Here is a 25,723-nt window from a genome sequence, read left to right as displayed (position 1 = left end):
TTAAATAACTGCAGACTACAAAAGAGTCTGCAGTTCATCCAGCCTGTCACGATTTTTAATCAGGCTGTCCTTGACCTCCTGCCGGTGATTGCGCCGATAGCTTGAAGGCGTAATTCCGGTTTGGGCTTTGAACATTTTAGAAAAGACCAGGGCATCCTTGTAACCGCAGGACATGGCAACACCCTCAATTGAAAGTTCTGTGAGGACAAGAAGCTCTGTTGCGCGTGTCAGCCGGAAATTCGTCAGATACTCCTGTACAGACATACCAAGGTTTTGCTGAAACAGGGTATAAAGATAACTGCGGTTTATGCAGACATAGTCTGCAATGTCTGATATATGGAGCGGGTTCGAATAATTATTTTGTATATACTCAATTGCCTGCCGTACATACCTGTTTTCTTTACTTTCCTTTTTCCCAGAGGGGATTTCGATATCCTTTGTCAAAATGGCAAAAAAAGAATAGAGCAGGCTTTCTAAAAGATATTGATTGGATATTGTGGAAGTGTTATTCTTCAGCATATTCAGGATCGTAAGCTTTAACTCAGCCCCCCTGCTGCAGCTAAAAACAGGCTGGCTGCTATTCAGCCCCAAATCTCTTAAATAATCCTCCGCATTATTCCCTGCAAATCCAATCCAAAGATAGGACCAGGGATCTTTTTCATCGGCCTGATAAAATGTCTGAATATCAGGCACAATCAAAAAGCCCTGTCCTGCTTTCAAATCATACCGTGTATTGCTTATATGATAACATCCTCTTCCTTTTAATATGTAATGAATAATGTAGTTAGGGCGCACAGCCGGACCGAAACTATGTAATGGGGAACAATCCGCATAACCGCAAAAGCATAAGTATAAATCACCAAATTTCCTGTCAGAAAGTTTCATCTCATAACAATTTTTCATTGGTCTGTCTTCTTTTGCCATTGATCTGCCTCCTTTGTAAAATAGCTTATACTTATTTTACATTGGAGTTTTAGCATTTGCAAGGAAGAGATCAGCTATCACTTTTTTTACACTATTCAAAATCAACCGATTTCTTCGTCCTCGCCGACTCCCTGACTGCTTCCATCAGCCTTAACACTCTCCGTACTTCAGGAACCTTCACGAAAAATTCTTCTTCGCCGTGGTAAGCCTTTATAAACTGCTCGAAATAGTTTTCATGGCATGTATGAACCTCCGGCAGTTCTTCTGTTACAATCAAGCCTTCTCTTGGATTGCCAAATGACCTCGTTGGTCCTGCCGCCGTCATTGTCCTTGAGCCTTTGACGTTCGTCAGCAGTCCGGTTGTTCTGACAATCCTGCCTTCCGGGTCGAACCCGTCTACATAAGCAGAACCTTCGTTTCCGCCCATGAACCAGTGACGTTCGAACCATTTCGGCTGATCTTTTAAGTAGTAAGTTCCCAGTTCAACCTCTGCCGTGATTCCATTTTCAAATACAAGCTGAATATTAAAGAAGTCGTCCACTTCTTCATTTATTACATTCTTCATAGTGGCAAACACAGAAGTCACTTTTGCATCGATCATCCAGAGAAGCTGGTCTAACAAGTGAACACCCCAGTCGAATAACATTCCGCCGCCTTCTGAAATATAAACGTGCCAGTCATGCATGTTACCGTTGAATCCATATAACTGGTTCTTAATTGTAAAGATATCGCCTAACGCTTTTTGATCATAGATTTCTTTGATTGTCCTGAAATCCGGATCGAACCTTCTCTGCTGGTGTACCGTAAATTTCACATCATTTTCGTTCACAGCTTTCATCATCTCGTCTAGCTCTGCTACACTCATAGCGACCGGCTTTTCACAGATGATATCTTTTTTCGCATTGGCTGCCTTTGTTACAAGGTCAAGATGCTGGTTATTGTTGGCAGCAATGATCACTACCTGTATATCCGGATTCGCAAGCATTTCTTCCGCTGAATTGTACCGGATGATTCCTTCCTTTACATCTTCCAGCTGTTTCGGCTGGATATCACAGATTCCGGTTACTTCGATTCCATCCATCTGAGTCAGCATGGTCTCGTGCTCGTGTCCCATAAAACCGTGTCCGATAATACCAAATTTTATACTCATTTTTGTTTCCTTCTTTCTATCATTTTATGTTGTCCGTTAAAGGCATGCTGCTTGCCTGACCCTATACAATCAGAAGATGTCTGTGGTTCACGTGATGCCCGAATTCAGGCATAAAAATCTCACTTTCTTCATCCGGGTCCAGTGTATCCTGCATCATAGGAGGCATGTATGAAGATGTAAAACAGAAGCCATATGTAATATCATGAAAGCCCTGTGCCAGTCCGCCTTCTTTCTGAACCTTTAATACCGCAGGTGTGGTAACCGCCCAATGGGTATCATAGTTGGTTTTCATTTCTTCATAAGTATAGTCTTCGCCTTTGATATTCCAGATGATGTCTTCTTTTTCATACCTTTGACCGTCTACAATCAAGGTGCCCGGCCTTAACTGGCTTAAAAATACTCCACGGTAATAAGGAAGCCTTATCTTCATTTGAAAGCCTGTTATCTTCCCGTCCTTTTTTATATTGCGAAATCCCACTGACTGGATTACTTCTCGTTCCATCTTATTTCCTCCTAATCCCCAATGTAGTTCTTCAGCATAATGTGCTGTCTGCGAAGCGTCTGCCCAACCTCATATCCGGGGTCATATTTATCTGCCCCTTCATATTCACTCAGGAGATATCCGTTCCAGTTATGGTCTTTGAGTACTTGAATCACTTCTTTATATGGGATCGTTGTCTCTTCGAACTCGTCGTTCATCTGAATGAATTTTGCATGGCAGCAGTATACATATGGGAGTAATGGGATTAAGTCTTCCGGAGTGTTCGCCACATAGTTCGGGTCTTTATAGTCATTTTCACCAAACTCTGTGCGGAAAACACTGAAATCAATATTTAAGCCGAAATTTTTTGTACCGGTTTCTTTCATAAAATCTACATAATCCATTACCATCTTGCTTTTCAGGTTTGTTGGCGTATGGATTTCAGGGCACATCTGAATTCCCAGTTCCTCTGCGAGCGGAAGAGCCATCTTTATAATTTCTTTCCAGTTTGCCACCGGATCGAGTGCATCCGTAATGACCGGCATCTTTGTTCTCATGACTGTGAATCCAAGCCTGTGTGCAAGACGCATGTCCCTGGCAAGCATCTCATAGGATTCCTCTGTTGTAAGGTCCCTGAAACCTAACACATGGGAATCAATCCAGTTCCCGTATTCCACCGGGACCACCTCGTATTTATCGCAGAGGCGGAACCAGTTTTCCACCCATTCATCTGTCGGATACGGATAGTTTTCGATGTGGGTGTTTGCCAGAATCTCAATTCCGTGGGCCCCCATATCATGTACATCCTCAAAGCAGTCCTCCAATGTTTTTGTGAGGCCATACTCAGCTGAATAACTATATAATGCCACTCCACGTTTCGGTCCTTTTCTATCATAATGAAACATAATCAATCCCCTATTCTACAAAGTATTAGAATTTAATCTCTCTTTTTTCCTCTGCCGATTTATAAATTGCATCCAGAATCTTAGTTACAGCCAGTGCCTGCTCCGGTTTTACGAGCGGCTCTGTACCATTTGCCACTGCTTCCAGCCATTGTTTGCAGTCGATGGTTCCTTCTTCACCGCTGCCGCCGCCAAAGTATGCAATACTTCCCGTCGGGGAGATTGTCTCCTCCATCAGCTGTCCGTTTCTGCCTCGGTTGTAAATCAATTCATTCTTCGGGTAGCTCATTCCAGAGTGAATCTCTGCTCCGGCCTCTGTTCCACAGAGTGTCGTGGATGCCTCTCTGGAATCCAGCATATTCAGTGCCCAGCTTGCTTCCAGATTGATTGTGGCCCCGTTTTTCATTTTGATAAATCCCATTGCGGAGTCTTCTACTTCATAAGTCTCCGGGTCCCATGCCCCGAATAAGTTGCCTTCCGTTGCCTGTGGCAGGTTGCCCAGTTTATAGAATACGGAACCGGATACACTGTCCACATCGTAGTTGTCCATACACCAGAGTGTAATATCAAGGGCATGTGTTCCGATATCAATCAGCGGCCCTCCGCCCTGCTGCTGTTTGTCCATGAACACGCCCCATGTCGGAACGGCCCTGCGGCGGACTGCATGAGCTTTCCCATAGTATATATCTCCGAGTTCACCTTTTTCACATGCAGCATGTAAATTCTGTACTTCTGCACGGAAACGGTTCTGGTAGCCGATCGTAAACTGCATGCCAGATTTTTTCCATGCCTCCACCATCTTTTCTGCTTCGGCCGGGCTGTGTGACATCGGCTTTTCACAATATACGTGTTTTTTTGCGGCAAATGCTGCGATTGCAATTTCGCTGTGTGACACATTCGGTGTACAGATATGTACAACCTCAACATCTGGATTTGCAAGCAGTTCGTTGTAATCAGTATAAACCTTTGCACCTTCTGCACCAAATTCCTCTGCAGCTTTTACTGCTCTTTCTTCAATCACATCGCAGAATGCAATGATTTCGTTCATATCCGCATTATTCTTAAGTGCCGGGAGGTGTTTCTGGTTGGCAATACCTCCACATCCAATGATTGCTACCTTTAATTTTTTCATCTTTTTTCTTCCTTTCTAAAATCATAACTATCGGAAATCATTAAGGATTCCCTTAAATCACAAATTGCTCCATATATTTTTTGCTCAGTTTCAGTGATTTTAATACGGCCTCTGCCGTACCCTCGAAAGCCTTATCCTCAACTTCGATGCATGTATATCCGTCATACCCTATATCTGTCAGCGCGGATACATATTTTCCCCAGTCCACATCTCCTAACCCGGGAAGCTTCGGTGACATGAAGTCTAACGGGTATCCCATAATTCCTACCTGGTCTAAGCGGTCTTTGTAAACCTTGATATCCTTATAATGCACGTGGAAAATCTTGTCTTTAAACTCATAGATCGGTTTGATATAATCGATCATCTGCCATACAAAATGGGAAGGGTCATAATTGATACCCAGATTGTCATATGGCAGTATCTCAAACACTTTTCTCCAGACAGCCGGTGTTGTCATGAGGTTCTGTCCACCCGGCCACTGGTCCTGCCCGAATAACATCGGGCAATTTTCAATCGCAACTCTCACATGGTTTTCTTTGGCCAGTTCCATGACCGGCGGCCAGATTTCTTTTACGAGCTCCAGATTTTCTTCTACTGTTTTTGACTGGTCACGTCCGATAAACGTCGTAACCATATCAATTCCAAGCTTATGGCTGGCGGTAATTAATGTCTTCAGATGTTCCACCGCTGCTTTGCGTTTTTCTAAATCCGCATCCATCGTGTTCGGGTAGTATGCAAGTGATGAAATCTCCACGTTCTTCTCTTTGCAGTAATCCATCACATACTTTGCATAAGCATCATCTTCCATAACTTTATTCACATCAATATGGCTGACTCCCGCATACCTTCTCTCTGCTTTGCCAGCCGGCCAGCAGGCCGCTTCGACACACTCATATCCCAGTTCAGATGCCTGATCAATCATTTCTTCAAATGTTGACTGGTCTAAAATAGCTGATACAAACCCTAATTTCATTTTGCAGCCTCCACATTTTTCTTATTTCTTCTTTCTGATAATTCCTGTCTCATTTCATCCGCCTCTTTATCCGTCATCTTCCAAAGCAGCAATGCAAGTGCCGCGAGGAAATATAAGATTGCAGGGGCAAGATTTACAACGACATTAATTCCATTTTGAGTTGCCACGGTTTGTTCTGCATTTGCAACATATCCAAATGCTGCAAGTAAAAGTACACCCGCGCTCCCTCCGATTGCATTGCCGACTTTGGTTGCCAGCCCGTAAGTTGCATATGCCGTACCATCAGTTCTTACACCGGTCTTATATTCCATATAATCTACAGAATCTGCAACCATTGAAAGAGATAACGGCATAGCGAAATTAAATATACCAAACAGGCAGTGGCCGGCGATAATCAGCGGCATATTATCAAATGGGATGAAGTAAATAATAAGCAGGGCGATCCCATCTACGATTGCAGAAAGTATAAATATATTCCGCTTACCGAATTTCTTTGTCAGCATCGGGACAAACAGCGAACCGATAATACTGCCAATGGATGGAATCGTCATAATTACTGCAATCAGGGAATAAGAACCTAAACAATAGATTACATAGTAGGCCGTTACGGCAATCCTGCCCATATAAGCAGTCATAACAAGCAGCATAACTAAGGAAACAATCATCAGGTACTTATTTTTTACCAGATTGCCGACTGTATCTTTCATTGAGAATTTTGCCGGTTTTTCTGTCGGCATAATGACCTCTTTGGCTGTAAAGAATACAATCAGAAACAGAGGGATGGAAACAATACCATATACCACTGCGGTCATCATATACCCATGACCATCTGCCACTTTTGCCCCTGCCTGGGAGAAATGTAACGCGAGTCCTGCCGTAGCTACATTAACAATTAACATACCGACATTCATTCCGATGTTTCTCGAAACATTCATTTTTGTTCTCTGTCCTGCATCCTCACTCATGACTGCCGGAAGTGCACCATAAGGGATGTTAACTAATGTGTAAAGCATTCCGGCAATGATATATGTAACTGCCGCCCAGAGTATTCCTGCGGTTGATGTGCCGCTGAACGGGTTTGTAAATGTAAGTACCCCGAATACTGCAAGGACAGGGCAGCCGAATGCGATCCACGGCCTGAACCGTCCAAACTTAGAACGTGAACGCTCTGCAATCGCCCCCATCATTGGATCATTAAATGCATCCCAGATACGTGCAGCCAGCATAATTGTAGAAATCACAACCGGTGCCAGTCCGACTACGTCTGTATAGAAAATAGTTAAATAAGAGCCTACGAATGTCCAGACAAACTGTGATGCCATATCTCCAAATCCATAACATATAACTGCCGCTTTTGTCGCCCTCTTCATCTCGTTCATTTCACTTTTCCTCTCTTACTGTTTCAGAATATTTCTCATCATCTGCTGATGGCGTTTCGTCATTAATAAGGCATTACCTGATTCATGGTCTTCATATTCGGAAACAATATATCCGCTAAAGTCTGATTCTTTAATGACCTTCATGATTTCCTGATAGGGAATGCTTGCCTCTTCCAGATTCTCATACAGGTAATGGAACTTACCGTGCATATGGAAACAATGCGGCATGATTTCCTTCAATCCTTCCAGTTCTGCCTTGCAGTCCTTCTTAAACTGCAGGAATGCGTACATTTCCTGAAGGATCGCGAGTTCTTTGTTCGTTGCCCCCGCTTCTGTCAGCTTTGCATGTGCCTCATCCATTGGTACGGCATCATATCTCATGTCTCTTGCCATCTCGAGTAGTTTTAAATCTGCTCCGTCTTTCAGTGCCTGATCCCAGTGTGGTTTGTTCGGTTTCGTTGCAAAGCATCCAAAATCCGGTACAAATCCGATATAACCAGACCCGCTCTTATCGATTGCTTCCCTGTACTGCATAATAACCGGTGTATTCGGTGTCTCCGGATTGTGAATCTCTATTCCTACTTTTACGCCGTATGCCTCTGCATAAGGTGCAATTCTTGCCAGTCCGTTCGGACTTAACAGATACTGCTGGCGGATGACCTTACATCCCATTTTATTTGCACTTCTGATATCCATGATCGCGCGCTCTACCATCTCGTCCTCGGTAAGCCTTCTGTCCGCTCTCATACCGCAGTCCATGTTGGCACCGTAGCACACTGCTTCAATATCGTAATTCTGGCAGATTGCCTTTATCTCTCCTAAAAACTGATCGCTGATATAAGGATAAGACGGAATCATCTGTGTTGCAACAATTTCAAATCCTTCCGCACCCATCTCTTTTGCTGTGCGGATGCAGTCTTCCATTGACATACTTCCTTCACAGTATTCTTTCGTAAAGGAATATAACGTAACTCCTAATTTTACATTTCCCACTTTTCTTTCCTCCCTACTTTATGTCCATGACTTTACACTCTGAACTGTCTATCGGCATGAATTCCGTCTCACTAATCGGCATATATGGTGAACGGAAAATCATGTGGAAATCGACTTCATGGTTACCTGTTTCAAGACCGTCTTTCTGAAATACCCGGATCGTTGCCGGTTCTTTGATTCCCCAGAATTCAGATGTGGCTCCTTTTAACTGGTTAACACCAAATTCCTTACCGTGGAGGCAGAAAATAATATCCTCCTCTTTTACTTCCCTTCCATCAACCTTCAATGTCAATTCGTCAATAACTGAAAGGAAATGCCCTCTGTAATAGCTGAGCCGGATATCAAACTGATACCCCATCTTTTCCCCGTTGACATAAAAATTTTTCAGTGTACCGTCCCTTAGTACATCTGTGTAATTGACTCTCATTGCAATTGCCATTGTTTTCTCCTTTCCTTACGCTTTGTTTTTTCTATCTGCTATTATCTTATCTTCTTTTTCTCTGCTTTGCTTTTCCCAGATTTTACAATATCCGGATTCTGTTGCAATATTTCTCGCTGCTGCTTTTTAGCTTGCAACATTTTTCTCGTTTTGTTGCATACCATTTCCCCATTTAATATCATAAAATAAATTAAAAAAGCAGCAAAAAAAAGCTTATGCTGTATTATAAGCATAAACTTTTTGACTTCAGATTTAACGTTCTTTATATATGTGGAACAATGCAATCTCCTGATCTCTCATTTCTGTTGATAATGTCAGTGTATGGTCATTTGAACTTATGGTATACCGTTCCATATGTGGAATACTCATAGCCTGGATATATTTGATATCCGACCTGTCAAGGTTAACGGCACAGTCAAATTTCATCCACTCTGTAAGGACACACCCATATTCACTGTTTACCTGACGCTTCTTTACTATATAATTGCAGTCCCGTTCCAGCCGGGTCAGTTTTAATTCAAGTTCCATCTGCCCCGTGTCTTCGAATAATTCGGCAATTCTCATCAGATCAATGTCATCTTCATTCTGAAGAAAATAATTGTAGCCAAACTCTTTGTAATTAAAACACAAAAGAATAAAACTGTTATCCTCTTTTTTAGTGAGGATATAGTTTTCCCCCTTACTGATCAATTCCTCCCCGAGAGAGTTTAAAAAGGAAAAAGCGTACCATACCGGCTTCTTTATATTATCCATTGTTATGATGCCGGCCCCGCCGTTGACAATTCCCCTCGTGTCATAATAACTGCTGATCCAGTCGGAACCGACCCAAAAGCAGACCATATCAACTGAATCCCAGATTTCACTTATTTTTTTTACCAGATATGTACTACGGAAACAACTGTCATTCATATAATTCCTGCTGGATAATGAACTATTCCATTCTGTGATGATTAGTTTACAGTCTTCTGCGCTCTCCTCTTCCAGTATCTTTTTATAGGCAGCGATTTCATGCAGTTCCAGATTCTTTTCCTGATTCCTCTTATAGATATATTTTTTATCCTGCCGTACTTGTTCATAAGGGAACAATATAATGGATACATAATCCGGGATGCATCTTTCTTTTTTACAGTTCTTCAGAAATGACCGGAAAAACTCCCTGCCATCTCCTAATAATGCCGAATAGCCCCCGACACATGCATTCGGAAGTTCCTGTTTGATAATCTGGTAAAACAGTTTAAATGCTTCAATGTATTGGAAGTTTTCATCTTTATAGCATTGTACTTCCGTCTTCACAACATTATATGTCAGTTCGAATACCCACTGTTCCAGTTCTTCTTTTCCGTAGCGTTTCAGCAGATGGAGAATCAGATCCTTTACACTGGCACCCCAGATTCGTTTTGATTCAAATTCTATACATTCCTGCTCATAAAATAGTGCGACTCCCTCACCCTTGATTACGGTATCCGGCCTGTTTCCAAAATCCAGAAAAACGTGAATATGATTCGATACAAGGAAATCAAATATCACATCTATCTGATTATAATTATAGTGTCCTGTTGTCTTTCCGTCTGTAATCATCAGTTTTTTCGAAAAGACATTCCATAGCCTTATGTGGGAAAATCCCAGCCCGTTTACTAATTCCAATGTCTGGAACTGGATATTCACCTCGGATAATCGGAAGACGGAACCGATATTTATTGTTTTGTTCCAGTTTTTCTTATAGGGAACACTCTCACTAACACGGATTTCTTCACATACCCTTTTTGCCGCATCATTTCCCGACGCCTGAGTCTCCTTCAGAATTTTATCCTGCAGCCTTCTCACCGATTCCTCTTTTAACACTTCTTCCTCGCGCAACTGTTTCCTGTAATCGGTCGGGGATACCTGATATTTCTCACGGAATGCCTTATTTAACGCCGGTGCCCCTGAAAAGCCGCAGTCTACAGCGATCCGTGTCACATTTTCGTCTGTATACCTTAATTTTGACACGACATGTTTAAGGCGGACTTCTGTAACATATTCCGCGAAATAGACCCCCGTCTGCTTATGGAAGATGCGGGACAGGGTCGAAGTGGACACAAACAATTCCTCTGCTACCTTCGCAAGGCTTATATGTACACTGTAGTTCTGATTCACAAACTGAATAATCTTCTGCAGCTTGTAATCCACAGAATTTTCATTGTCAGCAAGATTCCTGCTGGCAGTCCAGAAGTTCTCGACCAGAATATCCAGTATCTGATATACCATACTGCTCTCATAACTTGTTGTCTTATGTGACTGTATTGTCCGCTGGTAAATCAGATTCTTCAGCGCGTTTCTCAATTCATTGTAAGACCTTCTCGTATCGACGGCACTATTGCAAAAAAAGCGGCCTTTCAGGTCCCCCATTACCCCCAGCAGCATCTGGTTCTCATAACTAACTTCGCAGATAATCGCACGTCTGGCAGACAGTCTGCATTTACCAGTGCCGCAATGGACAAGGATCACGTCTTCCTTTTCTAAGAGATAATTCGTTTCATCAATCTCCACACAAAGTTTCCCGTCAATAACATAAAACAGCCTTGCATCGTACTGAAACTGAAATTCTTCCTCTATATGCTCGAAAATGCTGATTTGAAAACCTCTTTCGTTCAATGTATTAATCCCTCATCATGTCTTTCACTTGATGATTGTATCATAACATTTTTAGCTCTGGTCTTTCAAGTATTTCAAAAATAGGTCATTCATTTCAGTCTTCTATTACTTCTATTTTACAAGAATGCTTTTTCCCTTCTTTGTCATAGCTGATTCCTACAGCCAGAATCCTTCCCGTATACCTTTGGGGCTCCCCTATTTTCCCCCTAAAGCGCAAGGCATATTTCCTGTCTTTAATCTGCTGTATAGCAGCTTCCGGCGTGGCTCCAACTTTCAGCTCCAATATAATACAGTCAGCGTTTTTGTCAGTTTCTGGATAAAAAATGAAGTCGGCATATCCTATGCCAGCCTTATCCTCTCGTTCTATCCGATAGTTGTCCCGGGCAGCAAGATAAACAAGGTTTACAACTGCTGTCAGTTCCGCTTCACTGTTATAGCTAAGAAGAGTACGGCCCGGAACTGGTCCAGTAATTTCCAAAGTTATTATTTTTTAAAGAAGTAACCACAGAACGCGGATTATATATCCGTCTGCCGGATTTTGTGTGATACCCGTCATACCAACTTTTCATTCCTTCCCTCGTCAGGTGCTTAGGCTTTATCGCAGAATTCTCGTATCGCTCAAACAGCATGTCCGTTTCTTCCTCTGTAAATCCGAAATATTGCGAGTATTTTTCTTCGGAAGCCATCGTATACTCTACAAACATATTTAACTCCGAACCGCTGGAATACTTTGCAATAGGCAAAATTCCAGTTATATATGCCAAAAGCACATATGGGCGGTCTTTCAGGAGATTCCGCAAAAACAGAAGATAATTTTTCTTATCCTCTTCTGATGCAAAGGACTGATGGAAAATGAAATCCCATTCATCCAGCACGAAAATAAACCGTGCCGTGTCATCTGCTGCCAGAATATTCAGCAGGGCTGAGGCAACAGATGTTTCCCCTTCATATTAACATCAGGATAAGCCGCCTTAAGGTCTGCAAGCAGCTGTTTCTCAATCCGCCCGATGTAATCGTCATAAGAATGGCAGGGCTGCATTAAATCGTTAAATGGAATATGAATGACAGGGTATTTTAACATAACAGCTTCAAAATCATCTTCACCAAAATCCATATTATGCTGGAGACATATTGCGAAATTTATAAACATATTTATCACCATAATCAATAGTTATAGTTCTACAGGATTACCCTCCTGATGCGCACAGTAACGGCATCTGCCCATTAAAAGTCGCCTGCGGCGAGGGGTGCTATGCGCCAGTGGCGCATGTTCAGCACGGACCGCAGCGGAGCGTAGACCAGATGCCCCGAAATCATCACTTTATTGGCCCCGATGCCGTGCAGCTAGGTGCACGGCACGGTGTGAACAGTAACGCGCACTATACTTAAATTCCTCAAACCACCCGCAGCACCCCTTCTCCGCGAACAGTCCCACATAGCACCCGGTAAAGGTCATCGGCATACACTCTGTTGACATCAACTGCGTTCGTCCTGTTCCAGCCAGCGAAAGGCTTCTGTCATCAGTCCCTGCAAAAAACCGGTATTCCAGCTTATCGGACTCCACCCTGAGAAAAATATTCCCGTGCCCGCTTAAATACAACAGTTCACTTTCTGTCTGCATATCTCCCACTCTCTTCCTGAGTATGACACACCTGTTCCCGTCTCTGTTTGTAACTGCAAGGTCATAATGGTGCTCGTTTGTATGAAAAATAGTGAGACCTGCATTCTCATATTCACTCTGTGGGTTACAGTCAACCCATACTTCAGCCCTCATACAGAAATGCTGCTGCCGCCTTCCAATAAATGTGGGGGACGCAATGTCACTGAGGACAGCCTCCCCTCCGGTAAGTTTGAGACACCCGGGCCTTTCCGTAAAACTATACATACTCATATCCGGGTTTCTCAGGTAGTTCCACATTTTCGGAAGACCTGACGGATGAAAAGTATCAGCATCCTCTTTTACTTTATAATCCTTTGCCGGAAGAGACCTCACTTCCATGTCTTTCGAAATCCTGCGTCCCTGATTGACCACAGGCCAGCCTTCTTCGTTCCATGTCACTGGGGCCAGCATGGTTTCTCTTCCCAAATGGTGGAGCATATACTGGCTTGTTCTGATTCCATGAAAGACCATCCAGTACTCTCCGTCTGCAGTATCTGTTATGTCGCCATGCCCGACCGCCTGAAAATGATGGAGCATTGTATCGCGGTGGGTCAGGATCGGATTATCTGGACAGCTTTCGAACGGGCCCCACGGTGAAGCCGCCCTTGCGATGGTCACCATATGCCCATATTCTGTTCCCCCTTCGGCGGCCAGCAGGTAATACCACCCATCCTTCCGGAACATATGCGGTCCCTCTGGATATTTACCGCCGCTGCCCTCCCATATGATTTTTGTCCCTGTAAGCATCCTGCCGGTCTGGATATCTATCTGACATTGTCCGATCGCCTGACCGTCAGAGAGGTCATAGGTACTGGACAAATATACACATCCATCGGAATCAAAAAACAGCGATGGATCGATTCCTCCCTGACTGACCCAGACAGGGTCGGACCATTCTCCTTCTATGTCATCCGTCCATACAAAAAAGTTCCCGCCATAGCTGAAGTTCGTTGCCGAAACATAAAACCTTCCATTATGAAGCCGGATTGTGGGTGCCCATATCCCACCCGACGCCGGACAATTTTCCAGCATTGCTTGTGATTTTCTTGTCAGCACGTGCCCGGTCTGCTCCCAGTGTACAAGGTCACGGCTGTGGAACAGGGGGATTCCCGGGAAAAACTCAAAGGAACTGTTCACGAGATAATAATCTTCACCGCTCCTGCATACGCTCGGATCGGGGTAAAATCCCGGAATCACCGGGTTTTGATAATGAACCATATCTATCCTCCTCACACACGAATCCAGACCTGCATTTCACCGGTGTTTCTGTTTCCCCACATAAAATACGGCACGGCAATGACGTCAATTTCTCTCTCCCGCAATACATACGGGCGGTATAACTCCCCTTCCCAGTTCTCCTCCAGCGTCCTGTAGCCTTTTGTCATGACCGCGGGTATACTGCCGGGAAGTCCGGCACCCCTGACCGTCTTAAACCTGCTTTTCGCATCCAGTCTTATGGCAGAAAGGTTTTCCCCGTTGTCTTCCTGTTCCAGACAATATACAACCGGTCCTTTTTGAATCGCAGCTTTCCCCGCATCTGCCCTTACTTTCGGATTTGCCTGTATCAATTTTGCCGGAATGGAAAGAAACAGACGGATTTCCTCTCCTTTTGCAACTGCTTTTTCAAGATACGCATATCCTTTTTCCACCCGGTATGCGATTGGTTTCCCATCCGACTGTATCTCGAAGTTCTCACACCAGCCCGGTATACGCAGGGCAATCTGGCAGGCACAGTCCGGTACCGGTTGAACCGTTATTTTGATTTCCTCTTCCCACGGGTAATTGCCCTCCTGACGTATCTTATATTCCCCGGAATCTGTTTTTACACCGGCTTCACCTGCTATATAGAGATTTATAAACAGGGTATCTCTGCCATAAGAATAGATATATTGTCCGAGTGATGTCAGGAGTCTGGCAATATTGGGCGGACAGCACGCACATCCGAACCATGTCTGGCGGACAGGCTTTACATGCCTGCGGTCCGGATTCTTTTCATTCGCTTCCGGCCAGACTTCCAGAGGGTTTACATAAAAAAAATGTTTCCCGTCGCGTGACATGGAACTTAAGATTACGTTATACAGGATTCTTTCGATGACATCCCCATAGTTTCCGTCCATATCTGCCTTCTGCATCCGGTGTGCAAAAAAAATCAATCCGACAGATGCACAAGTCTCCGCGTATGCAGTCTCATTCGGGAGGTCATAGTCAAAAGTGAAGGCTTCCCCTGTATGGGTAGAACCTGCCGCACCTGTAATATACATCTGACGGTTCACGACATTTTCCCAGAGATGCCTGCAGGAAAGGAACATCTCTTCATCTTCCGTTATTCTCGCAACATCTGCCATTGCAGCATACATATACATTGCCCTCACAGCATGGCCCACGGCATGTTTCTGGCTGAACACAGGCATATGGGACTGGTTGTAGGAAAGGTCCGGAGGATCTGAGGGCAGCCCCGTTTTAAAGGTTCTTTTATTTCTCGTCCCCTCCCATTCCTGTACAAAATAATTGGGTTCCTTTCCCCGCTCTTCCAGAAACCAGCGGCTAAGGCTGATATATTTCTCATTTCCTGTCACTTCATACAGCTTAACCAGTGCCAGTTCTATTTCCTGATGTCCCGGATAACCTTTTGGCATACCGGGTGCTGGTCCGAACTTTTCTGCGATATTGTCCGCACACCGGCACATCACATCAAGCAGTTTTCTTTTTCCCGTTGCTTTATAGTAGGCGGCTGCTGCCTCTATCATATGTCCGGCACAATACATTTCATGGCACTCATAAAGGTTCGTCCATTCCTGTTCCTTCCGGCCGATCGAAAAATACGTATCTAGATAACCGTCTTCCTGCTGTGCCTGTGCTATGACGTCTATGATTTCATCTATCACATTCTCCAGCTCCGGTTCTGCTTCACCTTCCAGACTGTATGCCGCGGCTTCCAGCCACTTTGCCAGATCACTGTCCTGAAAGACTTCACCATAAAACTCGCCTTCCTCCAGCCCTGCCGCGATTCTAAAATTCTGTATGGCATGGCTTAACTCGACCCCCGGCATCCTGTCATTTAATATTTCCCATTGATATGGGAGCATTGTATCCTTCACCAGCTCTATATACTGTGACCAGAAATCATCCCTGATCTCCACATCACGGATTTCCGGTGCCCTGTAGACTTCCGTTATTCCCATATTTCTTCTCCTCTTTATAGAATTTTATCCCGGAGCCGTCAGGTTCCGGGATATTATATTCCAATACGGCTAAATCATCCTGAAATCCAGTTTTACTGCCGCATCTTTCTTAAGTTCTAATTCAAATTTACTGCCGCATTCCCCGTATACTTTACCGTCTATCCTTAATTCTTTATATCCCAGAGGGAAGGAAAACTCTATCGTCTGGTTTTTCATGGATGAGATCGTGGCAGACGCCTGTCCGCTCTCCAAATCCCACTCCATTTCCTCAATCTTGGCAAATGTATACAGCCAGACTCCGTGCAGGCTTCCCTTACTCAAATCTTTCGGCACTGCCGGCAGCAGCTTAATAAATCCCTCGTCTGAATATACCAGCATCTCAAGAATCATGGCCGGCATTGCACCCAGCAGGTCCGGGCAGAATACCCGGTACGGGTAATGCACCGTATTCAGTGTCCGGGTTACATACCCATGCTCCATCAAAGTCCTGAAATTATGAATTGCATCCGGGAGATCACCCAGTCTTACGGCTGTAAAATATCTGTGGATAACGCCATGTGCAGAATCATCCTGATGGCCTCGCTTCCTGTTTGAAAGTATAAACGGTTTGACAAGCTCCGGTGTTTTTTCCGGTGAAATTGCCCGGCCCGGCCAGATATCATAATGATGGGATACATGTCTGTGGTCATAATTCTCCCCGGAATATTTAAAGGACCACTCCTTAACCGCCCCGTCTTCATCCATCAGATAATCCGGCAGTTTGCCTCGAAGTTCCTTCCACTTCGGAAGGTCCGGTTCATCCAGCCCCAGAATCTCACACGCCTCCAGCAGGTTGTCCAAAACCTCTCTGCAGACCATCACATCCATCAGAGAATTCACATTCATCGCATAAACATTTTTCGGGAATGGAACATGATAGTCATTCATGGACGGATCTTCTGGTGAATAACTTGGATAAAACAGTACCTTTCCATTCTCATCAACATCGGAAAGATAATCCTCGTAAAACAATGCAATTTCCTTCAGGCCCGGCACGACACGTTCCCGTAAGAACTTCTCGTCCCCACTGACCAGATAATGCCCCCAGAACTCATTGTATATCCATCCCAGACACGCAGTCCAGCAGTAGTGGGGATATACGATGGAGAACTGGTAAAATTTACCGGAATTATAATCACAGTGAATATTTCCAAGTACTCCCCTCGCCCCATAAAATCGTTTGGCATTCAGACGGAAATCATCAAATTTTTCTTCGTAGAACCTGAAATAAATATCCATCATTTCCGGCAGTCCGGTCATATTGCCGGAGCATACCTGCAGGTTCGTGTTAATATTATGCTGGAACAAAGATGGCGGGTCATCCCCGGTATCTGTAATCAGGAAAAACCGCCCCATATCATACAGCTTTTCCAGCATCATGGCACTCAGTTCCCCGCCTCCATGCTGTTCATTCAGCAATTCCTCCGCGGACAGTGCCCAGTCCCCGCCAAGCCTGACTTCGGAGCGTTCCATCAGCGGGGCAAGGTATATCCGGTTGGCAGAGAGCATATCCTCATATGAATCCTGAATCTGTCTTACCTCTTCAAGCACCCCTGCTGCCAGCGAATGGCGGTATGCTTCTTCATACTTGACAGTGCGGGACAGAATCGTAACCTGATGTGCATGTTTAACCTGTATGTAACCGCCCTCCCGGTAAGATGTCTCACCATCGGTACGGACGACAGAACAGCAGCAGTACCCGCGTTCCCCGAACTGTGGGTCATATGCCAGAGATACCGTGCAGCTGTCAGGTGACGTTGTAATCTCCACATCACTTCCTTCAATTTCATACATGTCGTTATAAGTAACAAGCACGAACTGGTCAAAGTGGTCCGGATTGTCATAGCCGCCCGGAGCGACAAAACGCATGTCCACGTCAAGCGCTTCTCCGTTTAAGCGTTTCATTTCCTGTACTGTCACTTCTTTTTCGAATGAAACAAAGGACCTCCTGAGAATCCCCCCGTTATCATCCTCGCAGCGTACAACTGCCTCCCCCGACATCATATCCAGATACCGCAGATAGTCATGGCAGTTCCTGCCCTCTTTTATATCCGTCAGCAATTCAATCACAGAATGCAGCCGTGGATGAAGCCGTGGAAATTCAACACCGAACGGACGGCTGTCAATCCATTTATCATACCCCGCGTCTTTTGTCGCCTTATCCATTACTTTTGCTGCATCTTCAAACCGTCCCTGCTTTAAAAGCTTCCTTGCCTCCGGAATCGCATAGGCCACATCCGGAGGATCAGGAGTGTCCTTCCAACGCATATCCATAATCCGTTCGCGCCGGTAAATCACGCGTTCATGATAAGGATTCCCCACAATGTCAATCCGCTGCCTGCCGTTTGCAGTCACAAGGACATCTTCATCCGCTTTTGCGGGATACAGGCTGCTCACACTTTTATAAGGAAGAAGTGTGCGTCTTTTCCCAATTCCCATAGGTGGATATTCTAATCCGAATTCCACTGCTTTCATACCATAATTACTCATAGAAGCCTCCTTTTCGTTCCTGTTTCTTGAACAAATTATACGTCTGAAATGTTTTATGGTAAATGGAATATACTAGACTCGAAGGAGGGAATATTTTGAACGTATGGGGCTAATTTTCGTCCTTCTTAACCTGTGTTTTATAAACGAGCGGACTGACGCCAAACTGTTGTTTAAATACCTTGCTGAAATAATACTGGTCACTGAACCCCAGCATCTCTGCTATATCTTTTACCCTCATATTCTGGTATTCATCCAGCATTTTTCTGGCTTCTTCGATTTTGATCCTGTTATAATAACTGATTGGGGTATCGTTGTAATATACTTTGAAAATTCTGCAGATATAGGAAGGGGAAATTTCAAAGTAATCTGCGATTTCCTGAAGCGACAGGTTCTTGTAGAGATTCGTCTGCATGTATTCTGTCAGTTTACAGGCAATCTCAATGGAAACCCCGTTCCTCTCCTCTTTACCCGCCGACAAGAAATCTGCGTATCCCTGCAGACACTCCTCTAATTCCTCATACTTTCTACAGTCGTTCAGCATTTTATCTGCAAGTGTTCCCGGTTCTTCCGCCAGCCCCAGACTTCCGCCCGCTGCAATGAATATTTCATCCAGAAGCGTCTGGAGGAATTTTCGCAGTACCACGACCGTATACTGCTTTTCCTCCCAATAAAGGATACTTTTATGGATTTCTTTCCGGTAATCATGAACTGCCCTGTTTTTGAGAATCCGCTCCATTTTTTTCTGGAATACCTCAATTTCCTCTTTCTGCCTGATATACGCCCCTCTTTCTTCTGGATTACCGTCGTCTTTATATACCCTGCCTGCATCCAGCATAACCAGCCTTCCAAGATGGTTGGAAAGCCGGGTGTACTGGGCATTGAGGCTGCCAATGTCCTCCTGTTTTGCGGAACAGATAATGTTGACGCGTGTATACTTCTTTCTCAGCTCTGCCAGTAACAGACCTGCCTGCTGTGTTATTTGCTCTGCCGAGATATGTTCCAGATCAAATATTACTATTTTTTCGCTGTTTAATTTTGTGTTCACAATCCTGAAGGCTGAAACTGCACAGTTCTGTTCCATAATTCCGCTGACAAGTTCCTTTGATAACGGTGCCGAATACTGTTGGAAAAGGCCTACCCGTATCAGTGCAGCCACATACTGTTCCGGGAGCCGTCCGTCATTGACTAAAATCCCTTCCTGAATGATTTTCTGCAAAACCTCCTCTTCCTTCTGCACTTTATTACGGTCTGCCTCCTTCGTCAGTTTTTTCAGAATATCCCTGAACTCCGCTGCATCCACTGGTTTCATAACGTAATCATCAACCTGCAGCATAAGGGCTTCATGGGTAAATGTAAAATCTGCATATCCGCTGATGATGATGCACTTCACCCCGGCATACAGGGCCTTCGCCTTTTGTATAAGTGTAAGTCCGTCTATGACCGGCATTTTAATGTCTGTTATAATGATATCCGGTTCATATTCTTTCAATATTTCTAATGCGGTTTCCCCATCATATGCAGTCTTGATAAAAGAGTCATAGCCGGCTTCCTTTATCAGGCGGACAATGTCCCTTAAGATCACTTTGCTGTCCTCTGCCACCAGAAATTTATACATTCCCATTCCTCCCATCTGCTATCTTCCCGTTACTATTCAGGTTTTTCCACATCACCCGTATCACACCTGCCGCTCAGACGGACAGTGGATCCCTCTTCCGGCACATGATTGAATATATGAAATTCGAAATTCCCCTCAAAAAACAGTTTCAGGCGCAATACCGTATTTAATATCCCCATCCCTCCCAGTCCCGGTTCGTCATCACTTTTTGCTTCCACATCCAGTACCAGGTTTTCATCCTGAAACCGGTCTTCTATTTCTTTTATCTTTTCTTCTGAAAATCCTTTTCCGTTATCTTCGATTTCGATAAACCAGCTTCCGGCCGATATTCTGGCTGTAAGTAAAATCTGATAAGGCGGTTTCCGGCCTTCAAATGCATGCTGTATCGCATTCTCCACAAAGGGCAGGATGCTCAGCCGCGGGATTTTTATTGATTCTGCTTCCTTCTGTATGTCTATATGGTAATTCAGGAAATCTTCATAATACTGCTTCTGCAGTGAAAGATAATTTGTAATACATTTTATTTCTTCTCTCAGCTCCACTTTGTGTGCGTTGGAATTTACCGTATACCTCAGCATATCCGAGAGTTGTTTACACATGATCCGGGCATCGTCAGTACGTTCCTCCCCCGCAGCGATGCTGATGGAATATAATACATTATGGATGAAATGTGGTGAAATCTGTGCCTGGAGTGCGGAAAGTTTTGCCCTCGTCTCTGCCTTATTTGATTCAATTTCCCTCTGTGCACTCATTTTCAGATCATCCAGTATCTTCTGGAAAGCATCCTTAAGCTCAACAATTTCATTATTATATACATTGTCAATCGAAAGCCCCATATTATCATAGGTAACGGCCAAAACGCTGTTGCGGAGTTCCGAAAGAGGCTTTACCAGCATCCTTGAGGAAATCACAACCATTAATATTGCTGCCAGTGTTACACATACAAAGAAGATCACGGTCGTATGCTGCAGAAGCCGCATAGAGGAATAAATGGTATCTTTCGGATATTGTATGTATGTCTTAATGCCGGAATAGTCCGAGGCGGCGTAGAAATACATATGATCCCCCACACTGAACACACTGTTTTTCTCATCCGCCGGACTGCCGCTTAATACCTGCTGTACATTTTCAGTAACCGGGCTTGACGGATATACAATATCTCCCCTGTCGTTCATAAGCATGACATTCCCGATACGATTAATGTTACAGATTTCGTCCAGCTTTTTGTAATCCGACTGAACTTCTATGTAACCATACTGGTTCGCACCCACATCAAAGATAGCCCTCATAAAGGATATCGACGGCTCTCTGTTTTCTTCCACAGTTCTTCCATTGTCCGCATAGATAACCAGTTCTTTGTTTTCCAGCTTCTTTGCATTGCCATCTGTCTGAATCGCTGCCTCAAAATTACTTTGATTCTGGTTATATACATAAGAAAAAGAACCATCCTGACTGTACAGATATACATTTACATGCGGAAATGAGGTCAGGGTAATCGCATTAGATACAATCGAAGCGATTTCCCTGCCCCTTTTCAGTTCCTCATAATCTGTCAGCACTTCAGGATTGCCTTTTACGTCCCTCATTATTTGCAGCAGTCCCGGGTCTGAGATTAATTTTTTTGTAATGTCATCCAGTTTTTCAATATAGGTGTCTGCATTTTCAGACACCTTCAGGCAGAGCTGCATATCATTATAGGTTGTCTCTTCTTCAATCTGCCTGAATATATGCATACGGATAAACAGGCTGAATGATGCAGCTGCAAATATAATGATAATTGAAAATACGGCATAAAGTTTGGTCCTGAATTTAAAGTTCATACTGCTTTCCTCCTGTTCCTTATCCCTTCACGGCCCCTTCTGTCAGCCCGCTTATGAATTGTTTCTGCATAAACAAAAACATCAGAATGACGGGAAGTGCTGCCAGCGTCAGGTCTGCAAACACAAGATTCCAGTTGCTGCCGCCGTACATTCCAAAAAACTGGTAAACAGAAAGCGGCAGTGTCCTCTTCGTCGGATCATTTAAGAAGTAGAGCGGTATATTAATTTCATTCCATATTCCTGTAAATAAAAGAATCAGCACGGTAATGTTGCAGGATTTCAAAAGCGGGAGAATAATATGGAAATAAGTCTGTAATGTAGAAGCCCCCTCTATAAATGCAGACTCGTCTAAAATCCGCGGAATCCCTTTTATAAAGCCGGTATACAGAAAGCAGCTGAACGGTATATTAATTGCCGTATATAAAATAATGACATTCAGATAGCCGCCGTAAATATCCAGTACGGTAAACAGTCGTATTGTAGGCATGATCTGCATCGGTATGATAGTTCCTATAAAGAAAAAATAATACAGGAATCTGGAAAATCTGCTGCTTCTCCTCGCAAGTATAAACGACGCCAGTGAACTGACCAATATGGTAATTCCGGTAGAAATAACGGTAATAAAAATACTGTTTTTAAAACCAGCAATAATTTCCCCTGTTCAAATACCGCCTTGAAATTTTCAAACAGCCATTTTTGAGGCAATGCCAGGTCAAATGCCGTCACTTCGGCCGAATTCTTGAATGCTCCCAGCAGCATGATCAAAAGGGGGATAAGAATCAGCAGCGATACAAGAATCATCACCACCTGTAACACAACCCTCATAAGACGTTCCTTATGTCTTGTACTCACTATTCTTCCACCTCCCTTTTCCTCATATTATACAGTACCGGGATGCAAATAATTGATACAAATATTGCCAGTGTCACATTCAGGGCCGTCCCTAGTCCCCACTGCCCTCTTCCGAATTTTGAGAATACCTCCAGCGCGATTACCTGGGATGCATTCCCCGGTCCCCCGTTCGTAAGTGCATATGGTTCACTGAATACTTTCAGCCCGCCAATCAGGCTCAGAAGCATGTTAATGTTAAATGCCGGCGCCAGCATTGGGAATGTAATACTCTTAAAACGCTGCATGGCTGTAGCCCCGTCTATCTTGGCCGCCTCGTAATAGGATTCAGGTATGCCCTGCAGGCCTGCCAGATAGACGACCATATGGTATCCGCTCCATTGCCAGATAGATACCCCGGCAATGGAAATCATTACGATCTTTGTATCTACCAGCCATCCCTGCTTCAGAAATCCCAGACCGATATTCCCCAGAAAATCATTCAGTATACCATTCGGATGAAGGATAGGGACGAATACGAGCCCGATAATGATCGTAGAAATGACACAGGGCAGGAAAAAAATGACCCTGAAATATCCTCTGAGTTTCATCTTTGTATTCACTGCCAGAGCCAGAAGAAGTCCGTTCACGTTCTTTCCGATTACGACAATAACAGCATATAAGAAAGTATTGTATATTGCATGTTTTAATTCACTGCTTTGAAAAATAGTTTTATAATTATCAATTCCTACAAAACTGATGGCATCTTTCCCTATGGTCCAGTCGGTCAGGGAATAATAAATACCATAAATGCTGGGAGCCACAAAGAAAATCCCGAATAACAGCAATGCAGGCAAGGTCAGGAGATATGTATATATATGTCGGTTCCGGCGCATTGCATGTACCATTCCTTTCCTGAAAAAGGCACCTTAAAGTACTTATCATAAATACTTTGACCGTACTGTCCGGTGCCTGATATTTATTAAGACATTTAGAAATTCTCTATCCCTTTTGCTTTCATCAATTCCTCGAAAGTAGCATCCCACGCTGAGAGTACTTCTTCGGGTGTCTTAGCTCCTGCGAACATATCCTGGAAATATACCCAGAGGTCATTCAGATCCACTTTCATATAGGCATTCATTTCCAGCACTGTCTTTCCTGTTTTATTATATTCCTCGTACAGCCGGCCTTCAAAATCATCAAATTCCGGTTCCTTTGTCCCTTTCACATTCGGGACAAAAGAGGCTGCCTTCTGGGCCGTGTCGCACTGTTCTGGTTGTGCCATAAAATCAAGGAATTTCTTTGCTTCCTCAATATGTTTTGCATCTTTCGGTATGAAAAATTCTGCATCCAGCTGGCTGATCGTGAGGTATTCCTCTTCACCCTCATACACCGGATATGGAAACATGTCAAACTGAATATCCGGATATGCATTCAGCAAATCTCTGACTGTCGTATTGGAACCTACCGTCATCGCATACTCCCCGCTGCTCATGGCCGCCGGAATACTATTATAGTCATCTGAGAGGACGGTGCTCTGCATATAACCGTCTTTATAGAGATTGTAAGCCTTTTCCAGACTTTCCTGTAAAGCAGGAACCTCATCCCAGCCTATCTCATTTGCATTCAGCCTGTCCCAAAGGTCCGGCTCTGATTTTGCCGCGTAATACCCCCATGTCGAAGTCGTCCACATCTGAAACGTCCACACATCTTTAAAAGGTCCATAAAACGGGGTGATCCCCTGTGAACTGAGTTTCGCACACACTGCGGTAAATTCATCGTAGGTCTTTGGAATTTCTATCCCCTTCTCCTCAAAGAGGTCCTTATTATACACAACTCCCATTCCACCTGTTTTTACTGCGAAAGCAAATCCATAAATGTTTCCGTCAGGTGCCGTTAATATCTCTTTATCCGCAAGGTTCCCTACAAATGGCTCTCCCGACAAATCAACACAGTTTTTTGCGATTTCGAGTTCATTCTCTGCCGAAACCTTATTGTAACAAATTAAATCCGAAGGCTGTCCGGAAGCCAGTTTCGTCTGGAGTATAGACGTATTCTGTGCATCCGGGTTCAGTACCAGCTCCACCTTAATCTCCGGATATTTTTCTTCAAAGGCTTTTATATTCTCTTCGCTGAATGCATATGGTATATTGTTTACTATTTCCTGACTCGCCTCAACCGTCAGTGTCACATTCTCTTTCTTTCCCCCATCGTTCTTTTTCGCGTCCTCCGAAGAACCGCCTGATGAGCCGCAGCCAGCGGCTAACAGGGACACCGCCAGAATGATGCCTGTCGCCTTCATCGCCGTTTTTTTCATTCCTCTTTCCTCCTCTTATCAGAAAATTTGTAACCGTTCAGGCAGGCCTGTCTGAACGATTACGAAAGTTTACCTGTCTCTTGTTGGTTCACCGTCCGCGGAACTTTTGTTGTTTTCGATAGTCTTATTTTAACTTTCGCTTGATGATAAGTAAATGGAATTAAATGAACGTTGGGATTAATTATCTTGAACTATCTGTATAGAGCTTTTTAAATTAGCAGCTTTCTTTGTAGTATGACAATATAAAAAGAGTGTAACCCCATAATAACTTAATGGGCATTACACTCTTTGATTGCGTGGTATATGTAGTTATGGTGCTTATGATATCATTAACTTGATTTCGTCTATCTCCTTTTGCACCTTCTCAAAGCGTTTATTAATTATTTCATATACAGAATTATCTATCGTCTTGATTTTGGCAGCCGTATTGACCGTACTCTGAATATCATCAAGCTTTTTTGTGATTATCTCGTTTTGTTCATCTGTATAACCTAAACAAGTATTGAGTACATCTGTCTCCAGCTTATTTATGCGGTCAATAAGCTCTTGCTTTGTGGCATCGACTTTATCATCTAATGTACTGACTTTATCGTCTAATGTACTGACTTTATCGTCTAATGTACTGACCCGATTGTCTAATCTCTGGATATCGTCCTTGGTTGCCATTTGGGATAGCTTTGTATCTATCTCGTCAAAACGTTTGTTAAATAATTGGCTGATCGCCTGTAAGTCCTCACTTGATAATGCCATATATCTCACCTCACT

Annotated in this window: 23 protein-coding genes; all 23 read right to left on the bottom strand. The window is 43.8% G+C overall.

Translation table 11 applies throughout. The features are described 5' to 3' along the window. Positions 1–15: 15 nt before the first annotated feature. Positions 16–924 carry an AraC family transcriptional regulator gene (locus DWX43_RS11480; RefSeq protein WP_243099297.1) on the bottom strand — a complete coding sequence of 303 codons (909 nt, stop codon included), beginning with the start codon at positions 922–924 and terminating at the stop codon, positions 16–18. Positions 925–1,015: 91 nt separating this feature from the next. Beyond that, a complete protein-coding gene (locus DWX43_RS11475; protein WP_118620359.1) occupies positions 1,016–2,074 on the bottom strand; it encodes a Gfo/Idh/MocA family oxidoreductase in 1,059 nt (352 codons plus the stop codon). A 61-nt stretch (positions 2,075–2,135) separates the two neighbouring features. After that, positions 2,136–2,576, bottom strand: coding sequence for a DUF6379 domain-containing protein (locus tag DWX43_RS11470; RefSeq protein WP_109730501.1), 441 nt, complete (start codon positions 2,574–2,576; stop codon positions 2,136–2,138). An 11-nt stretch (positions 2,577–2,587) separates the two neighbouring features. After that, the gene (locus DWX43_RS11465) at positions 2,588–3,460 is read right to left on the bottom strand and encodes a TIM barrel protein (protein ID WP_118620358.1); all 873 of its coding nucleotides are present in this window, start codon (positions 3,458–3,460) and stop codon (positions 2,588–2,590) included. A 25-nt stretch (positions 3,461–3,485) separates the two neighbouring features. Next, positions 3,486–4,589 (bottom strand): Gfo/Idh/MocA family oxidoreductase, encoded by a 1,104-nt coding sequence (locus DWX43_RS11460; RefSeq protein ID WP_118620357.1) that lies wholly within the window; start codon positions 4,587–4,589, stop codon positions 3,486–3,488. A 52-nt stretch (positions 4,590–4,641) separates the two neighbouring features. Next, entirely contained in the window at positions 4,642–5,562 is a 921-nt protein-coding gene (locus DWX43_RS11455) for a sugar phosphate isomerase/epimerase (protein WP_109730504.1), read from the bottom strand. Further along, positions 5,559–6,941, bottom strand: coding sequence for an MFS transporter (locus DWX43_RS11450; RefSeq protein WP_109730505.1), 1,383 nt, complete (start codon positions 6,939–6,941; stop codon positions 5,559–5,561). Before DWX43_RS11450 ends, DWX43_RS11455 begins: the two co-directional genes overlap by 4 nt. Positions 6,942–6,956: 15 nt before the next feature. Then, entirely contained in the window at positions 6,957–7,934 is a 978-nt protein-coding gene (locus DWX43_RS11445; protein WP_109730506.1) for a TIM barrel protein, read from the bottom strand. A 13-nt stretch (positions 7,935–7,947) separates the two neighbouring features. Beyond that, a complete protein-coding gene (locus DWX43_RS11440) occupies positions 7,948–8,373 on the bottom strand; it encodes a DUF6379 domain-containing protein (RefSeq protein WP_109730507.1) in 426 nt (141 codons plus the stop codon). A gap of 252 nt (positions 8,374–8,625) precedes the next feature. After that, positions 8,626–11,007, bottom strand: a complete 2,382-nt coding sequence (locus DWX43_RS11430) for a helix-turn-helix domain-containing protein (RefSeq protein WP_118620355.1) — start codon at positions 11,005–11,007, stop codon at positions 8,626–8,628. Positions 11,008–11,101: 94 nt separating this feature from the next. After that, the gene (locus DWX43_RS27625) at positions 11,102–11,485 is read right to left on the bottom strand and encodes a PD-(D/E)XK nuclease domain-containing protein (protein ID WP_330582245.1); all 384 of its coding nucleotides are present in this window, start codon (positions 11,483–11,485) and stop codon (positions 11,102–11,104) included. After that, the gene (locus DWX43_RS27620) at positions 11,445–11,882 is read right to left on the bottom strand and encodes an AAA family ATPase (protein ID WP_330582244.1); all 438 of its coding nucleotides are present in this window, start codon (positions 11,880–11,882) and stop codon (positions 11,445–11,447) included. Before DWX43_RS27620 ends, DWX43_RS27625 begins: the two co-directional genes overlap by 41 nt. A 38-nt stretch (positions 11,883–11,920) precedes the next feature. After that, on the bottom strand, positions 11,921–12,157 hold the full coding sequence (locus DWX43_RS27615; protein ID WP_330582243.1) for a hypothetical protein: 237 nt from the start codon (positions 12,155–12,157) through the stop codon (positions 11,921–11,923). Between the two features lie 171 nt (positions 12,158–12,328). Then, entirely contained in the window at positions 12,329–13,885 is a 1,557-nt protein-coding gene (locus DWX43_RS11420; RefSeq protein ID WP_118620354.1) for a glycoside hydrolase family 43 protein, read from the bottom strand. An 11-nt stretch (positions 13,886–13,896) separates the two neighbouring features. Beyond that, the gene (locus tag DWX43_RS11415) at positions 13,897–15,849 is read right to left on the bottom strand and encodes a beta-L-arabinofuranosidase domain-containing protein (RefSeq protein ID WP_118620353.1); all 1,953 of its coding nucleotides are present in this window, start codon (positions 15,847–15,849) and stop codon (positions 13,897–13,899) included. Between the two features lie 69 nt (positions 15,850–15,918). Next, positions 15,919–18,378: a glycoside hydrolase N-terminal domain-containing protein gene (locus tag DWX43_RS11410; protein WP_118620352.1), complete on the bottom strand. Its 2,460-nt coding sequence runs from the start codon at positions 18,376–18,378 to the stop codon at positions 15,919–15,921. Positions 18,379–18,487: 109 nt separating this feature from the next. Next, entirely contained in the window at positions 18,488–19,993 is a 1,506-nt protein-coding gene (locus tag DWX43_RS11405; protein ID WP_182440671.1) for a response regulator, read from the bottom strand. 32 nt (positions 19,994–20,025) lie between these two features. Next, positions 20,026–21,813: a sensor histidine kinase gene (locus tag DWX43_RS11400; RefSeq protein ID WP_118620350.1), complete on the bottom strand. Its 1,788-nt coding sequence runs from the start codon at positions 21,811–21,813 to the stop codon at positions 20,026–20,028. A gap of 19 nt (positions 21,814–21,832) precedes the next feature. Continuing rightward, positions 21,833–22,405, bottom strand: coding sequence for a carbohydrate ABC transporter permease (locus tag DWX43_RS11395; RefSeq protein WP_207666089.1), 573 nt, complete (start codon positions 22,403–22,405; stop codon positions 21,833–21,835). Continuing rightward, positions 22,324–22,665, bottom strand: coding sequence for a hypothetical protein (locus DWX43_RS27185; protein WP_207666088.1), 342 nt, complete (start codon positions 22,663–22,665; stop codon positions 22,324–22,326). Before DWX43_RS27185 ends, DWX43_RS11395 begins: the two co-directional genes overlap by 82 nt. Further along, positions 22,665–23,465 carry a sugar ABC transporter permease gene (locus DWX43_RS11390; RefSeq protein WP_242995980.1) on the bottom strand — a complete coding sequence of 267 codons (801 nt, stop codon included), beginning with the start codon at positions 23,463–23,465 and terminating at the stop codon, positions 22,665–22,667. Before DWX43_RS11390 ends, DWX43_RS27185 begins: the two co-directional genes overlap by 1 nt. Before the next feature lie 167 nt (positions 23,466–23,632). Next, positions 23,633–24,958 (bottom strand): ABC transporter substrate-binding protein, encoded by a 1,326-nt coding sequence (locus tag DWX43_RS11385; protein ID WP_118620349.1) that lies wholly within the window; start codon positions 24,956–24,958, stop codon positions 23,633–23,635. Positions 24,959–25,276: 318 nt separating this feature from the next. Then, positions 25,277–25,708, bottom strand: coding sequence for a hypothetical protein (locus DWX43_RS11380; RefSeq protein ID WP_118620348.1), 432 nt, complete (start codon positions 25,706–25,708; stop codon positions 25,277–25,279). Between the last annotated feature and the right edge of the window lie 15 nt (positions 25,709–25,723).

This window comes from Clostridium sp. AF19-22AC, from assembly GCF_003479085.1.
In the GTDB taxonomy this organism is placed as follows: Bacteria; Bacillota; Clostridia; order Lachnospirales; family Lachnospiraceae; genus Faecalicatena_A; species Faecalicatena_A orotica.
Note: the sequence above shows the minus strand (reverse complement) of the source record. Positions and strands in the feature narration are given on the sequence as shown.